The organism is Streptomyces sp. NPDC088246, from assembly GCF_044741025.1.
Classification (GTDB): domain Bacteria; phylum Actinomycetota; class Actinomycetes; order Streptomycetales; family Streptomycetaceae; genus Streptomyces.
The window spans coordinates 50,311-64,497 of the sequence record NZ_JBIURV010000014.1; the positions used below are offsets into that span (position 1 = coordinate 50,311).

A 14,187-nucleotide genomic window follows, 5' to 3' on the forward strand; every position below is an offset into this window, starting at 1 on the left:
AGCCGATCCAGCCGCCCGCGCCCGTACCCGTACGACTAGAGCAGCCGCTCCAGCACCACAGCGATGCCGTCGTCCTCGTTGGACGCGGTGATCTCCTGGGCCACGGCCTTCAGATCCTCATGCGCATTGGCCATTGCCACACCCCGCTGTGCCCAGGCGAACATCGGGATGTCGTTCGGCATGTCACCGAAGGCCAAAGTGTCAGCGGCCTTCAGACCCAGCCGGCGCGCGGCCAGCGAGAGTCCGGTCGCCTTGCTCAGCCCCAGCGGCAGGATCTCCACCACACCAGGACCGGCCATGACCACATCCACCAGGTTGCCGACGGCCGATCGCGCGGCCTTCGCCAGTGCGTCGTCGTCGAGATCGGGATGCTGGATGTAGACCTTGTTCAGGGGTGCCGACCACAACTCGGCCGGGTCCTCCGCGAAGACAGCCGGAAGCGGCCCTTCCTGTACGCGGTAGCCGGGGCCGACCAGCACTTCGCCGTCGAGCCCGTCGCGGCTCGCCGCCAGCGCCAACGGGCCGACCTCGGCCTCGACCTTGGACAGCGCGAGACCGGCGAGCTGCCGGTCCAGTGTCAGCGAGGTCAGCAGCTTGCGTTCACCCGCGTGGTAGACCTGCGCGCCCTGGCCGCAGACCGCGAGACCCTCGTAACCCAGGTCATCCAGGATGTGCCGGGTCCACGGGACAGCGCGGCCGGTGACGATGATGTGCGCGGCACCGGCCGCGGTGACCGCGGCCAGTGCCTCACGGGTGCGCTCGGAGACCGTGTCGTCGTTACGCAGCAGAGTGCCGTCGAGATCGGTCGCGACGAGCTTGTACGGAAAGGTCACTTGGCGACCGGCTCCAGAACCTCGCGCCCGCCCAGGTACGGCCGGAGCACCTCGGGCACCCGCACGGAGCCGTCGGCCAGCTGGTGGTTCTCCAGGATCGCCACGATTGTGCGCGGTACGGCGCACAGCGTGCCGTTCAGCGTGGCCAGCGGCTGGACCTTCTTACCGTCGCGCATCCGGACGGAAAGACGGCGCGCCTGGAAACCGTCGCAATTCGAAGCGGACGTCAGCTCGCGGTACTTGCCCTGCGTCGGGATCCACGCCTCGCAGTCGAACTTGCGGGAGGCCGAGGCCCCCAGATCGCCGGTGGCGACATCGATCACCTGGAACGGCAGCTCAAGAGCGGTGAGCCACTGCTTCTCCCAGTCCAGGAGCCTGCGGTGCTCGGCCTCGGCGTCCGCCGGGTCGACGTACGAGAACATCTCGACCTTGTCGAACTGGTGGACACGGAAGATGCCCCGGGTGTCCTTGCCGTATGTACCGGCCTCGCGGCGGAAGCACGGTGAAAAACCCGCGTACCGCAGCGGCAGCTTGTCGGCCTCGATGATCTCGTCCATGTGGTACGCGGCGAGCGGCACCTCGGAGGTGCCGACCAGGTAGAAGTCGTCCTTCTCCAGGTGGTACACGTTCTCTGCGGCCTGGCCGAGGAAGCCGGTGCCCTCCATGGCGCGCGGGCGGACCAGCGCAGGCGTCAGCATCGGGACGAAGCCGGCCTCGGTGGCCTGCGTGATCGCCGCGTTGACGAGGGCGAGCTCCAGCAGCGCGCCGACACCCGTCAGGTAGTAGAAGCGCGAACCGGAGACCTTGGCGCCACGCTCCATGTCGATGGCGCCGAGCTTCTCGCCGAGCTCCAGGTGGTCCTTGGGCTCGAAGCCCTCGGCCCCGAAATCACGGATCGTGCCGTGCGTCTCGAGGACGACGAAGTCCTCCTCGCCACCGACCGGCACGTCCTCGTGGACGATGTTGCCGAGCCGGAGCATCAGGCTCTTGGCCTCGGCGTCGGCCTCGTCCTGTGCCGCGTCGGCCGCCTTGACGTCGGCCTTCAGCTGCTCGGCCTTCTTGAGGAGCTCGGCACGCTCCTCGGGCGAAGCCTTGGGGATGAGTTTGCCGAGCGCTTTCTGCTCGGAGCGGAGTTCGTCGAAGCGGACGCCGGACGACCTGCGCCGCTCGTCGGCGGAGAGAAGGGCGTCGACGAGCGCGACGTCCTCTCCACGGGCGCGCTGGGAGGCGCGAACACGGTCGGGGTCCTCACGGAGCAGGCGAAGGTCAATCACCCCTCCAGGCTACCGGTGTGCGCTTCTCCAGCTCGAACCGATATTGCCAAGCGTGTCACTTTGCCCGAATTGCCTGAATTGGTAATGCTGAAGGTTATTGCGTGGCTGGAGTTGATCCCGATCGTCAATGAAAAGAGTTTATTCCCCTAAATGGGGCAGAGGGCATCGACCGTCTTGACGCATCCGCCTTGCCTGGCAGGGGAGTTGGGCATCGCTTGTCCACAGGTATTGGTGCTCCTCAAAGTTATCCACAGGCTGTGAGGAAGATCTGTGGACACCGGAAGAGATCATTCCGAAAGCGGCTTGAGGGCTCACGGATTCCCCGTTCAAACCCACTTCAGACGCTCGTTCGGGTGGGAATTCGCCGCCCAAAAGAGTTGATCAATGGAATTCAGGTGACACGGGGCAACCCGGACGACCTGACGGCCTGTGGATGCATCTGGGTCGACTGGGGTGATATGTCGACCATGTCGCATTGGAGTGTCGACTTGTCCCCAGGTCGAGAACCACCCCTGTGGATAACTCTGTGGATGATGAAAAGCGGTAGATAGAACGGGCGGTTCAGGCGCACCGGCCCCCGGGCGCACCGGCCCCCGGGACCGGCAGTCCCGGACAGCCGTCAGCCCCGGCCGTCCAGATTGCGGGCCAGCCAGTCGGAGGCCTCCGTGAACTCCGCGTCCGACGTCCCCGCCCGCAGTGGCCGTACATCCTGCAACGCCACCCCGGCGCGCGGGTACGAGCCGAGGAACCGTACCTTCGGGCAGATCCGCTTCAGCCCCATCAACGCCTCGCCGACCCGGCGGTCCGCGATGTGCCCCTCGGCGTCCACCGCGAAGCAGTAGTTCCCGATGCCCGCCCCGGTCGGCCGCGACTGGATCAGCATCAGGTTCACCCCGCGCACCGCGAACTCCTGGAGCAGTTCGAGCAGCGCACCGGGGTGGTCCTCGCCCAGCCAGATGACCACCGATGTCTTGTCCGCACCCGTCGGCGCCGCCGGCCGGGCCGGTCGGCCCACCAGGACGAAGCGGGTCTGCGCGTTCACCGCGTCATGGATATCGGTCACCAGCGGCTCGAGACCGTAGGTCGCCGCCGCGAACTCACCGGCGAAGGCGGCGTCGTACCGTCCCTCCTGCACCAGCCGGGCACCGTCGGCGTTGGAGGCCGCCGACTCCCATACGGCGTCCGGGAGATGGGCGGCCATCCAGTTGCGGACCTGCGGCTGCGCGGCCGGGTGCGCGGTGACCGATTTGATGTCGGACAGCTTGGTGCCCGGCCGCACCAGCAGCGCGAAGGTGATGGAGAGCAGCACCTCGCGGTAGATCATCAGCGGTTCGCCGGTGGTCAGCTCGTCGAGCGTCGCGGTGATGCCGCCCTCGACGGAGTTCTCGATCGGTACGAGCGCTGCCGCGGCGGCCCCGCTGCGTACCGCGTCCAGAGCCACCGGTACGGAGACCATCGGGACGAGTTCGCGGGTGGCGGCTTCCGGGAGCGTACGGAGGGCGACCTCGGTGAAGGTGCCTTCAGGGCCGAGATATGCGTAGCGCGTGGCGGACATACCGTCACCCTAATGTGCCCCGGTCTCTCAGGACTCCAGTAGCCGCTGACCCACGTATTCGCCGTCCGCCGCACCACCCGGCACCGCGAACAGGCCGCTGGCCTCGTGCCGGATGAACGGCGACAGGGCATCGCCGCGGTCCAGCTTGCGCTGCACCGGAACGAACCCCCGCAGCGGATCCGCCTGCCAGCAGATGAACAGCAGCCCGGCGTCCGGAGTGCCGTCCGCCGAGATGCCGTCGTGGTACGAGAAGGGGCGCCGCAGCATGGCCGCGCCGCTGTTCTTCTCGGGGGAGGAAATCCGGGCGTGGGCGTTGTCCGGGATCAGGAGTTTGCCGTCGGGGCCGGCCTTGTCGAGGTCCATCGCGGTGGTCTCGGCGCCACCGCTCAGCGGAGCGCCGTCCTTCTTGCGGCGCCCTATGACCTGCTCCTGCCGTTCCACCGGGAGCTTCTCCCAGTCGTCGAGCAGCATCCTGATCCGCCGAACGACCGCATACGAGCCGCCTGCCAGCCAGTCGTACTTCGTACCGGTCCCGGTCGGTACGAAGATGCGCCGGTCGAAGTCGCTCTCGGCGGGCTTCGGGTTACCGGTGCCGTCTATCTGGCCCATCAGATTGCGGGCGGTCATAGGCTGCGCGGTGGCGCCGGGGGATCGGTTGAAGCCGTTCATCTGCCAGCGGACCCTGGCGGCCGGGGCGGCCTCCTTCTGCACGGCACGCAGCGCGTGGAAGGCGACGAGAGCGTCGTCGGCGCCGATCTGTACCCAGAGGTCACCGTTGGAGCGCTTGGCGTCGATGTGGTCGGAGGAGAACGGCGGCAGCGGGTCGAGTCCTGGTGGCCGGTGGCCGACCAGGCCGGTGCGCTCGAAGAAGGTGTGGCCGAAGCCGAAGGTGACGGTCAGCGAGGACGGTCCGGCATCCAGCGCGATCCCGGTGTCATGGGCGGCGCCGTCCACCGTGCCGCTGTCGGCGGCTTCGCCGGCCATCAGGCGCCGGGCCACGGCCGACCATCGGCGCATCAGGGCAGCCGCTTCCTTCCGTCCCGCACCGGGCGCCAGATCGAAGGCGACGAGATGGCCGCGGGCCTGAAGCGGAGTGGTGATCCCCGGTTGATGTTTCCCGTGAAACATCACCCGGGTGGAGCCGACCGCGGTCAGAGCGGTCGGCTCGTCGGTCCGGGTCGCCGCATAGCCGGTCGCGCCGCCCGCCGCACCCAGTACCAGCCCGGTCGCACCGGCCGCGCCCGCGCTGCCGAGCAGCCGCCTCCGGGAGAGGGCGCCGCTGCCACGGGCTTTGTCGTCCCCGCTGCCTGCGGAGGTCTTCCTGTTGCTGTTTCCGCTCACGATCCTGCTCAGCCGATCTTCACGTTCTTGTCGATGGTCGTCTGATCGATGTCCGACGTACGCACGGTCACCGCGACCTTCCAGTTGCCCGCCATCGGGATCTGGACGTTGCTCGCCGTCCAATGGCCCTCGGTGAGCCGGACAGGGACGACGGGGAGCGGGCCGATGTTTTTGGACCCCAGAGTGAAGGCGAGCTTCAGCTCGGGGACGTCCATGGCCTTGCCGTCGATGCTGTCGATCCAGATGTGGAGTTCATTGGCACCGGTACGGGCGGGGTCGATGTCCATCCGCACCGTTCCCTTGCCGTTCTTGCCGCCTGTGTCGAAGGGCAGCGTCAGATTGACCGGGCCTTCGGCCGCGGGGGCGGCTGCCGCCGTCGAGGTGCGGGCCGCCTCTTCCTCGGTGCGTCCCGGCTCGGTCGAGGTCAGTACGGTCGTCACGGCCAACAGCGCCACGGCGACCCCTACCTCCGCCAGCACCGAACGGCGGAGCCCGGACCGGTCGGGGTCGGCATCGCGGATCCGCTTCTTCTCGGCGGCGGCCACGGCGGCCCTCTGCCGGGCGAGCTGGGTCTCCCGCGCGGGGTCCTCGGCCACGGCGTCCGATGCACCCGCGGCCCGGGACTCTTCGACTTCGTCCCTGGCGTCGGCCCGGAGCTCCGCTCCCTCCCCGCCGGTTCCGCTCGTGACCAGCCGCGCGGTCCAGCGACGCGAGATCCAGGCGATCCCGACCAGGACGGCAACGAGCCCCACCTTCACGAGCAGCAGCTGCCCGTACCCGGTGCCGGTGAGCGCGGACCAGGTGCCGACCTGACGCCAGGACTGGTAGATCCCGGTGGCGGTGAGTACGAGCACGCTGCCGAACGCGATGCGGGAGAAGCGCCGCACGGCCGCGGCTTCGATGTCCGGTGTCCGGTACAGGGCGACCAGCAGGGCCGCCAGCCCGCCCAGCCAGGCCGCGACGGCCAGCAGATGCAGCACGTCGACCGGCATGGCGATGCCCGGCTGGATCCCGGTCGAGGCGTGTTCGGCGAGTGCCCAGGTCCCGGCGATCCCGGCGGCGATCACCGTGCCGCCGATGGCCAGTCCGAAAGTGAGGTCCTTCTTCTCGCGCTCGTCCTCGCGCTTCGCGTATGCCCCGAACAGCACGGCGACGAAGAGTGCGGAGGCGCCGAGCAGCAGCAGCCGGGATACGAGTGCCGCTCCGGGTTTGGTGTCGAGCACGGCCTTCAGACCGTCGAGGTCGAAGGCGTCCGCGAGCTTTCCGGAGCCGGTGTACGGGTTGCGCAGGAGCAACATGGCCAGGGTGGCCGCGGTGAGGGCCATCCAGCCGCGTACGACCAGGCGCTGCAGGGGGCGTGCACCCGCCCCGCGCTGCCAGCAGGCCAGTACGAAGGCGGCGCCGCCGGCCAGCAGGATGAAACCGCCGTACGCGGCGTAGCGCGCGATGCCGTAGAGGGTGCCGACGAGGCCGCCCCCGGCCTCGCCCGTCGGGAGGGCGACGGTGGTCTCGGAGGGGGCTCCGACGGAGAAGGTGAAGGCGCCCGAGACGGGGTGGCTGTCCGCGGAGACGGCCTGCCAGGCGACGGTGTACGTACCGTCGGGCAGCCCGGTGTGCAGTGAGACGCCGTACTTCACGGTGGAGCCGCTCTGCAGATCACGGGGTGCGGCGCCGGTGTCGGCGCGCTTGCCGCCCGGGTCCAGGACCCTGATGGAGTCGTCGCCCATGGCGACCTGCTCGGAGAAGGTGAGAGTGACTTCCTTGGGAGCGGTGTCGACCACCGCCCCGTCCTGCGGATCGCTCCCGGTGAGCGCGGCATGCGCGGACGCGGGGCCCGCGCCGCCCAGCAGCAGGCCGAACACCATGCCGACAAGGGCGGCGAGGAGTGCGGCCGCGGCGAGTGGGCGGCGTGGCGCGTGAGTGGACGGGGACGGTCCGAAGTGCGGGGCGGTGGCTGTCATGGCGAGTCAGTCCCTCACTGCTTCTTCGGGTTGTGGGTGGTCTCCTTCACGGGAAGGTCGACCTTTATCGGGTCGGCCTTCTCGAAGTGCAGCTCCACGGACACCTTCTCGCCCTGCTTGGGCTGCTGCTTGAGCTTCATGAACATGATGTGGCTCCCGCCGCGTTCCAGATCCAGCTCGCCGCCCGCGGGCACCTCGAAGGACGTCACCATGCGCATCGTCTGGTTCTTCGTCTCGTGGATCGTGACGTCGTCCGAGAGCGGGCTGGTGACCGAGGTGAGCCGGTCGGACGTGCCGCCGCTGTTCTTGACGACGAGGAAACCGGCCGCCATGTCGCTGACGGGCTGCGGCATGAACGCGCCGGTCACCTTCAGCTCGGGCTCGCTTTCCGAGGACGAGCACCCCGCCAGTGTCAGCCCGGTGGTGAGGGCGATGACGCCGGCGAGGGTGGTGCGGCGGCTCACGGAGTCTCCCCCTTGACGATCTTGGGGAGGTCCTTGGTGTAGTCGTCGGGCGAGGTGTCCTCGCTGTATACGAGGTACCCCTTGTCGGTCTTCGGGGAGAACGCGATGACCTGGGAGCCGTGCATCGAGACGATCGTGCCGTCCTTCTCCTTCTTCGGGGCGTCGATGCCGATGCCGATCTGGCGCGCGCCCGCCTGGATGGTCGGGAAGTCGCCGGTGAGGCCGATGAAGGAGGTGTCCTGGGCCTTGAGCCAGCTGCCCAGTGAGGCCGGGGTGTCCCGCTCGGGGTCGGTGGTCACGAAGACGACCTGGAGCTTGTCCTGGTCGGCCTTGGGGAGGGACTTCTTGGCGATGGCGATGTTGCTCATGATGAGCGGGCAGACGTCGGGGCAGTTGGTGTAGCCGAAGTAGATCAGCGTCGGCTTGCCCTTGGTCTGCTCACGGAGGTCGTACTTCTTGCCGTGGGTGTCGGTGAGGACGAGGTCGGGCTTGGTGAACGGCTGGTCGAGTACCGTCGCGGCCTTGGTCTTGGCCTGGACGGACACATCGGCGATGGGCTTCTTTGCGCCGTCGTCGCTGCTGCCGCAGGCGGACAGGGTGAGTGCGGCCGCGGCGACGAACGCCGCGGCCAGCACCGTTTTCTTACGCATGGAGCACTGATTCCTGGTGGGTCGGTGGGACTGATGGGGCTGTGGGTCAGGCGGTGCGGCGGCGGCCGGCGAGGACGCCGAAGGCCAACCCCGCGGCGCCGATGACGATGCCGACGATGCCGAGGACGCGGGCCGTGGTGTCACTGGAGGACTTGTCCGACGCGGCCGTCGTCTGCTTGTCCGCTGCCTTCGCGGTGGCGCCGGCGGCTGCGCTGTGCTCGTCGGCGGTCGCCGCGGTCAGCTTGAGGACCGGTGCCGGGCTCTCGGGCTCGTCGGCGCCGTCCTTCTGCTCCTCGATCCAGCGGACGACTTCCTTGTTGTCGTACGTCTGGATGGCCTTGAACACCAGCTGGTCGGCGTCCTCGGGAAGCTGGCCGATGGAGAGCGGGAACTGCTGGAAGTCGCCCGGGCGGATGCCGCGCTCGTCCTTGTCGCCCTTGGCCGTCCAGGTGACCTTGGAGACGGCCTCGTTGATCTTCTGGCCGTGCATCTCGAGCGGCTTGGCCAGCTTGCTCTTGGTGACCTCGATGTCCCAGCCGGGCACGGCCTGCGGCATGACGGAGGCCAGCGGGTGGTCGGTCGGGAAGTTGACCTCGACCTTGGTCGTCGAGGCGTTGTCGCGCTCGTTGGGGACCTTGAAGTTGACGGTGGCGTAACCGCCCTTGGCGGCCTCGCCCTGGGGCTGCACGCTGACGTGCGCGGAGGCCGTACCGGCGAGGATCAGCACGGTGGACGCGGCGATGCCGCCGGCGAGGGCGATGCGGGAAACGTTCATGACAGGAGTCTCTCCACGGAAGCACGAAGGAAAGGTGGTCCGGCGCGCGGGTGCGCGACGGCATCGCGACACCTCTACCTCACGTTCGGCGCGCGTATGCCGACTCGCACGGCACCGGGTGGGTGCGTGAGTCGAGTCGTGCGTGCATCGAGTGGAGGGTGTCGCGTCAGGCTGCGAGTGCGTATACGGGGGGCGGCCCGCGCCTGATCACCATGTGCTGCAACGGGTCGCCGGTGGCCGGGGCCGGGGCGTCGACTGCGGTACGGGGGGTGCGCGGCCCGGTTGCCGGGCCCCCGGGAAGTCCGGCACGCAGGGCGTTCACGAGCGCGAGCGCGGCGCGCAGCGCACGCAACCGGGCTCCGGCCGCGACCTGCTGGGCGCCGTGCGCGGAGAGCCGGGCCAGCCGGAACAGGGCGATCTCGCCGCGTCGCAGCAGCCAGCCGGTGGCAACGGCGGCCAGCAGATGGCCGAGCAGCATGGGCAGGCTGGGCAGCAGACCGGCGAGGGCGGCCGGGTCCGAGCCGGTTGCGGAGGCCATGTGCTGGTGTCCGCCGGCCGTCACCGAGGCCGGGTCGATGCCCGCGGTGGTGACGATGCGGCGCGCTTCGGAGGCGTTCAACTGCGCGGGGCCCATGCCGCACACGATGCTTGCCGCGAACCGGATCAGTGAGTCGTCGCCCGCTGCGGTGTCCGTCGAGGTGGTCTGCGTACCCATGCCGAAGAGGGTGTGCAGGGCGATCTGCCCGCCGGCCAGCGCGGCGGCGATGGACGGCAGTGAGCGCTCGCGTCCGGCGAGCGGTGCCGTCACCGCGAAGATCCCCAGGAATCCGGCGAGCAGGGTCCACCAGGGGACGGCGGCGCAGGAAGCCAGGGAGTGACCTGCCGCGGACAACGCGACACAGACCGCGGTGAACACCGCGGCCCTCAGGAGCCGCAGACCGGCTCCGGCGCGTGCGACAGACATAGACATGGCAGGGTCATCATCGCACCGTGCTTCGGGCCTCTCTACGGCAGGTCCGGAAGGTCACCTTCCGTCCGATTGGACGCGGGCCGGGGCCGCTGTGACCGGTTTGGACACCGGTCGGGGCCATCGGCCGGGTCTGGCATACACGGGTGTACGGAGTGCTGGTATCCGCCGAATGAGCGGTCTCACATCCGGTCTGTGCTTACGAACGGTCCTGCGCGGCAATACGTATCGGTATGTCGAGCCGCAGCCAGGAGGCTGGAGCATGAGCATCTGGTGGTCCCTCCATTTGCGGCGCGAGGCTGCGAGCGTTCCGCTCGCCCGTCGATTCCTGCTGGGCGCGATGGAGACCGCGGGCGTGGATCCGGAGATCTCCTTCGACCTTTCGGTCGCGCTCAGCGAGGCCTGTGCCAACGCCGTTGAGCACGGCGGTGACCACAGGGTCCAGGGAGAACAGAGTGTCGGCCCGGATCCGTGGGACGTATGGGACGAGCCGACGGGGACGGCCTGTGGGCAGTACCGGGTCACCGCTTACCTGGACGGCGAGAAGTGCCGTATCGAAGTCGCTGATTCGGGGCCCGGTTTCCCCGCCCGGCGCACGCTGCGTGCTTCCGCGCAGCAGCACGATCCCCAGCTGTACCCGTCGCTCAGTGCGGAGGACGGCCGGGGGCTCTGTCTGATCGAGCAGCTTGCCGATCACGTTCACTTCGGCAACCGTCCCGGCCGTGGCGCCGTGGTGAGTTTCGACAAGGTCCTGAAATGGCGGGAGGGCGCCCTGCTCATGGTGTCCTGAGCGGGGCGCCCTTCGGCGCGTGGAGGTCCGTTGCCGGACGTTCCGGATCAGCCCTTGAGCTGAGCCATCCATGCCTCGACCTCGTCGGCCCTGCGCGGCAGCTTGTCGGAGAGGTTCCGGTTGCCGTCCTCGGTGACAAGGATGTCGTCCTCGATCCGGACGCCGATGCCCCGGTACTCCTCGGGGACGGTGAGGTCGTCGGTCTGGAAGTACAGACCGGGCTCGACCGTGAGGCATACGCCGGGCTCGAGCGTTCCGTTGACGTACGTCTCGGTGCGCGCGGCGGCGCAGTCGTGGACGTCCATGCCGAGCATGTGGCCGGTGCCGTGCAGCGTCCAGCGGCGCTGGAGGCCCAGCTCCAGGACCTTGTCCACGGACAGGTCGCCCAGCAGGCCCCACTCGACGAGCTTCTCGGCGAGCACGCGCTGCGCGGCGTCGTGGAAGTCGCGGTAGTCGGCACCGGGCTTGACGGCTGCGATGCCCGCTTCCTGGGCCTCGTACACGGCGTCGTAGATCTTCCGCTGCAGCGGCGTGAACGTGCCGTTGATCGGAAGGGTGCGCGTCACGTCGGCGGTGTAGAGGTCATTGGTCTCCACGCCGGCGTCGAGCAGCAGCAGCTCGCCGGTGCGCACCGCGCCGTCGTTGCGCACCCAGTGCAGGGTGGTGGCGTGCGGGCCGGCCGCGCAGATCGAGCCGTAGCCGATGTCGTTGCCCTCGATGCGGGCGCGCAGGAAGAAGGTGCCCTCGATGTAGCGCTCGCTCGTCGCCTCGGCCTTGTCGAGAACCTTGACGACGTCCTCGAAGCCGCGTGCGGTGGCGTCGCAGGCCTTCTGCAGTTCCGCGATCTCGAAGGCGTCCTTGACCAGTCGGGCCTCGGAGAGGAAGACGCGCAGTTCCTCGTCGCGCTCCGCGGTGACCTTGTCGGTCAGCGCGGCCTCGATGCCGGCGTCGTGGCCGCGGACGTTACGGACCGGGCCGGTGGCCTCGACCAGCGTGGCCGGGAGCTCGCGCACATCCTTCGCCGGGATGCCCAGCAGCTGCTCGGCCTCGGCGAGGGAGTGGCGGCGGCCGACCCACAGTTCGCCCTGGCCGTCGAGCCAGAACTCGCCGTTCTCGCGGTTGGAGCGCGGCAGCAGGTGGATGGTCGCCTCGTGGCCGTCCCGGGTCGGCTCCAGTACGAGGACGCCGTCCTGGGTCTGGTCGCCGGTGAGGTACGCGTACTCGGTGGAGGCGCGGAAGGCGTACTCGGTGTCATTGGAGCGGGTCTTCAGCTTGCCCGCGGGGATGACCAGACGCTCACCGGGGAAGCGCGCGGAGAGCGCGGCGCGGCGGGCGGCGGTGTGCTCGGCCTGGGCGATGGGTTCGAGGCCGTGCAGCTCGGTATCGGCCCAACCGGACTTCATGTTCGCGGCGAGTTCATCGGAGACGCCCGGGTACAGGCCGTTCTTCCGCTGCTTGACCGTCTCTTCTTCTTCGGTCTCCGGGTTCTCCGGGGTGAGCTCCTCAGCCACGACTTGTCTCTCCTTGATACGACACTGGACCCCGTCCATCGTACGGGCGTACGGAAGGGGGCACAGGGCCGGAAGACCTGTTACACAGCTTGGCCGCGGCGGGTTGCACGGCGCGGTCGGGGCGGGCCGGCCGGCTCAGTCGAAGCGCGCGGCCAGAATGACCACGTCCTCCGTGCTGTTGCCCTGGTCGAGCCCGTTCGGCAGCACGGTCCGCAGCACATGGTCGGCAACGGACCCGGCGTCGTCACGCAGCGCCTTCGGTACGCACGCCGCTGCCGTGTGGAGCCGTGCGAACGCCCGGTCCACCGAGTCACCGGTGCGGCGCAGCAGCCCGTCGGTGTAGAGGAGTACGGTCTCGCCGGGCGCGGGAGTGATCTCCACGCTGGGCGCCTCCCAGCAGGCGAGCATGCCCAGCGGTGCGGAGACCGAGGTCTCGATGAATTCGGTGCGCCGGTCGCCGATCACGAGCGGCGGCGTGTGGCCGGCGCCGGCCAGCAGGATCTTGCGGCGGGCGGGTTCGCAGTAGGCGAACAGGGCGGTTGCGGAACGGGCGGGTTCGGTCAGCCGCAGCAGCAGTTCCAGATCCGAGAGCACGGCGACCGGATCCTCGCCCTCCATCACCGCGTACGCCCGCAGACCGGCACGCAGCCTGCCCATGGCGGCCAGGGCGCTCGGGCCGGAGCCGTTCACCGAGCCCACGGCGAGACCGAGCGCACCTTCCGGCAGTGCCAGCGCGTCGTACCAGTCGCCGCCACCCTGCGGTGCCGTGCGATGGCGTGCGGCCAGCTGTACGCCGGTCACCCGGGGCAGTCGGCTGGGCAGCAGCTCCTCCGTGACGGTGGCGACATCTGCCCTGGCCCGCTCCAGCTCCAGCAGCCTGGCCAGGTGCTCGCCGGCGTATCCGGCGTAGAGGCCGATGAGATGGCGCTGGCGTTCCAGTGGTTCGGCGGGTTCGTCGTACAGCCAGACGGCGGCACCGAGTCTGCCGGTCGCCTCGGCGGTGAGCGGCAGCGCGTAGCTGGCGGCGTATCCGAGCCGGGCGGCGACCTCGCGGCGGCGGGGATCCAGGCTGGTGTCGCCGAGCAGATCGGGGGTGGTCTGTGCTCCTTCGGCGTCCGGGAGCCCTTCCAGGATCCGGCCGTAGGAGGTGGCGCTGCGCGGCACCGTCTCGATGTGCCCGAGCTCGGCATGGGCGAGTCCGAGGCCGATGGTGCTCACGGGGCCGCGGTGGTCGGACGGTTCGAAGACGACCAGACCGCGGCGGGCACCGACCAGGGCGGCTCCGGCGTCCAGCAGTTCGTGCAGCGCATCGTCGAGCGTGCTGGTCCTGGCCAGTCGCTCGGTGAGTTCGTGCAGCGTGGTGAGGCCGGAGACCCAGCCGGCCAGCCTGTCCTGGATGAACGCTCCGGGGGCGGCCGGTACTTCGGACAGAGAACCGGCAGTGTGCGCTGAAACAGGAACCAGGGGATCGATTCCAGCCATTTTCGGCAGGTGCGGGGCGCTCATGGCAGTCGGCTTTCCAACCGGTGCGTTTCGTCGAATAGCATCGCAAACCCCCATGTCATTCTGCGCCGCTATCAGTGCATCCACATGTACACGCAGCATCCACATGTACACGCACAAGTAAGGCCATGTCCAGCATTGTCCCTGCGGGATTCGTGGTGTCCAAGTGACTCATAAGTTGGCCAAAAAATGCACCCTATGGCGGCTATTTGCGGTCGACTGGGTGTGCTCGACAGGGGGTGTTCTCGGGGTGAAGCCCCAGGGGGAGCGTCTTTTCGGGCATGCTGGGTACGTAATCGATGATGACCAGGGGTAGTTCTGATCGCCCCGGAACCTGGCGGCGGGCCCGGACGTCCTCATCTGTGACGGCCACGCCCCACCCCCGAGTGGCGGGGTTTGCACCTTGGGACGGCAGGCGCGATACGTGCGCTGCTCCTCGCCATGCTTGTGTCCGGACCCGTCTCGCCCCTGCTCGACCCGGCTCGGCGCATGCTCGGTACCGACGACCCACCTGTACCGCAGATTTGAAGAGCATGTACGCACAGTGAAGTGATGAACGCGTG

At 68.9% G+C, this 14,187-nt stretch carries 12 protein-coding genes; 1 reads left to right on the forward strand and 11 read right to left on the reverse strand.

Annotation, left to right across the window (positions count from 1 at the left end):
• Positions 1 to 35 precede the first annotated feature (35 nt).
• The 9 genes from ACIPEK_RS20485 to ACIPEK_RS20525 all read right to left on the reverse strand — a co-directional run bounded on the left by ACIPEK_RS20485 (position 36) and on the right by ACIPEK_RS20525 (position 9,823).
• Positions 36 to 833 (reverse strand): HAD family hydrolase, encoded by a 798-nt coding sequence (locus ACIPEK_RS20485; RefSeq protein WP_351255658.1) that lies wholly within the window; start codon positions 831 to 833, stop codon positions 36 to 38.
• Positions 830 to 2,107 (reverse strand): serine--tRNA ligase, encoded by a 1,278-nt coding sequence (serS, locus tag ACIPEK_RS20490; RefSeq protein ID WP_383071182.1) that lies wholly within the window; start codon positions 2,105 to 2,107, stop codon positions 830 to 832. Before serS ends, ACIPEK_RS20485 begins: the two co-directional genes overlap by 4 nt.
• Before the next feature lie 619 nt (positions 2,108 to 2,726).
• Complete coding sequence (gene pheA, locus ACIPEK_RS20495) at positions 2,727 to 3,662, reverse strand: prephenate dehydratase (RefSeq protein WP_114245581.1); 936 nt, start codon at positions 3,660 to 3,662, stop codon at positions 2,727 to 2,729.
• Positions 3,663 to 3,689: 27 nt separating this feature from the next.
• Positions 3,690 to 5,003: an iron uptake transporter deferrochelatase/peroxidase subunit gene (gene efeB / locus ACIPEK_RS20500; RefSeq protein WP_401997915.1), complete on the reverse strand. Its 1,314-nt coding sequence runs from the start codon at positions 5,001 to 5,003 to the stop codon at positions 3,690 to 3,692.
• Between the two features lie 8 nt (positions 5,004 to 5,011).
• On the reverse strand, positions 5,012 to 6,964 hold the full coding sequence (locus tag ACIPEK_RS20505; protein WP_401997918.1) for a copper resistance CopC/CopD family protein: 1,953 nt from the start codon (positions 6,962 to 6,964) through the stop codon (positions 5,012 to 5,014).
• A 14-nt stretch (positions 6,965 to 6,978) separates the two neighbouring features.
• The gene (locus ACIPEK_RS20510) at positions 6,979 to 7,428 is read right to left on the reverse strand and encodes a copper chaperone PCu(A)C (protein WP_401997921.1); all 450 of its coding nucleotides are present in this window, start codon (positions 7,426 to 7,428) and stop codon (positions 6,979 to 6,981) included.
• Entirely contained in the window at positions 7,425 to 8,078 is a 654-nt protein-coding gene (locus tag ACIPEK_RS20515; protein WP_383054270.1) for an SCO family protein, read from the reverse strand. Before ACIPEK_RS20515 ends, ACIPEK_RS20510 begins: the two co-directional genes overlap by 4 nt.
• Before the next feature lie 46 nt (positions 8,079 to 8,124).
• Entirely contained in the window at positions 8,125 to 8,853 is a 729-nt protein-coding gene (locus tag ACIPEK_RS20520; protein WP_401997924.1) for a YcnI family protein, read from the reverse strand.
• 166 nt (positions 8,854 to 9,019) lie between these two features.
• Positions 9,020 to 9,823 (reverse strand): hypothetical protein, encoded by an 804-nt coding sequence (locus ACIPEK_RS20525; RefSeq protein WP_401997927.1) that lies wholly within the window; start codon positions 9,821 to 9,823, stop codon positions 9,020 to 9,022.
• A 259-nt stretch (positions 9,824 to 10,082) separates the two neighbouring features.
• Here ACIPEK_RS20525 and ACIPEK_RS20530 point away from each other — a divergent pair, with 259 nt between their 5' ends.
• Positions 10,083 to 10,610, forward strand: a complete 528-nt coding sequence (locus ACIPEK_RS20530; protein WP_401997930.1) for an ATP-binding protein — start codon at positions 10,083 to 10,085, stop codon at positions 10,608 to 10,610.
• Positions 10,611 to 10,657: 47 nt separating this feature from the next.
• Here ACIPEK_RS20530 and ACIPEK_RS20535 read toward each other — a convergent pair whose 3' ends face one another.
• Positions 10,658 to 12,121 carry an aminopeptidase P family protein gene (locus ACIPEK_RS20535; RefSeq protein WP_401997933.1) on the reverse strand — a complete coding sequence of 488 codons (1,464 nt, stop codon included), beginning with the start codon at positions 12,119 to 12,121 and terminating at the stop codon, positions 10,658 to 10,660.
• Positions 12,122 to 12,256: 135 nt separating this feature from the next.
• The gene (locus tag ACIPEK_RS20540; RefSeq protein WP_401998215.1) at positions 12,257 to 13,603 is read right to left on the reverse strand and encodes a PP2C family protein-serine/threonine phosphatase; all 1,347 of its coding nucleotides are present in this window, start codon (positions 13,601 to 13,603) and stop codon (positions 12,257 to 12,259) included.
• Between the last annotated feature and the right edge of the window lie 584 nt (positions 13,604 to 14,187).

Bases quoted from the DNA above. Each gene is read 5' to 3' on its own strand.
- pheA (WP_114245581.1), bottom strand. From the start codon at position 3,662: ATGTCCGCCACGCGCTACGCATATCTCGGCCCTGAAGGCACCTTCACC.
- ACIPEK_RS20515 (WP_383054270.1), bottom strand. From the start codon at position 8,078: ATGCGTAAGAAAACGGTGCTGGCCGCGGCGTTCGTCGCCGCGGCCGCA.
- ACIPEK_RS20540 (WP_401998215.1), bottom strand. From the start codon at position 13,603: ATGGCTGGAATCGATCCCCTGGTTCCTGTTTCAGCGCACACTGCCGGT.
- ACIPEK_RS20530 (WP_401997930.1), top strand. From the start codon at position 10,083: ATGAGCATCTGGTGGTCCCTCCATTTGCGGCGCGAGGCTGCGAGCGTT.
- ACIPEK_RS20520 (WP_401997924.1), bottom strand. From the start codon at position 8,853: ATGAACGTTTCCCGCATCGCCCTCGCCGGCGGCATCGCCGCGTCCACC.
- ACIPEK_RS20525 (WP_401997927.1), bottom strand. From the start codon at position 9,823: ATGTCTATGTCTGTCGCACGCGCCGGAGCCGGTCTGCGGCTCCTGAGG.
- ACIPEK_RS20505 (WP_401997918.1), bottom strand. From the start codon at position 6,964: ATGACAGCCACCGCCCCGCACTTCGGACCGTCCCCGTCCACTCACGCG.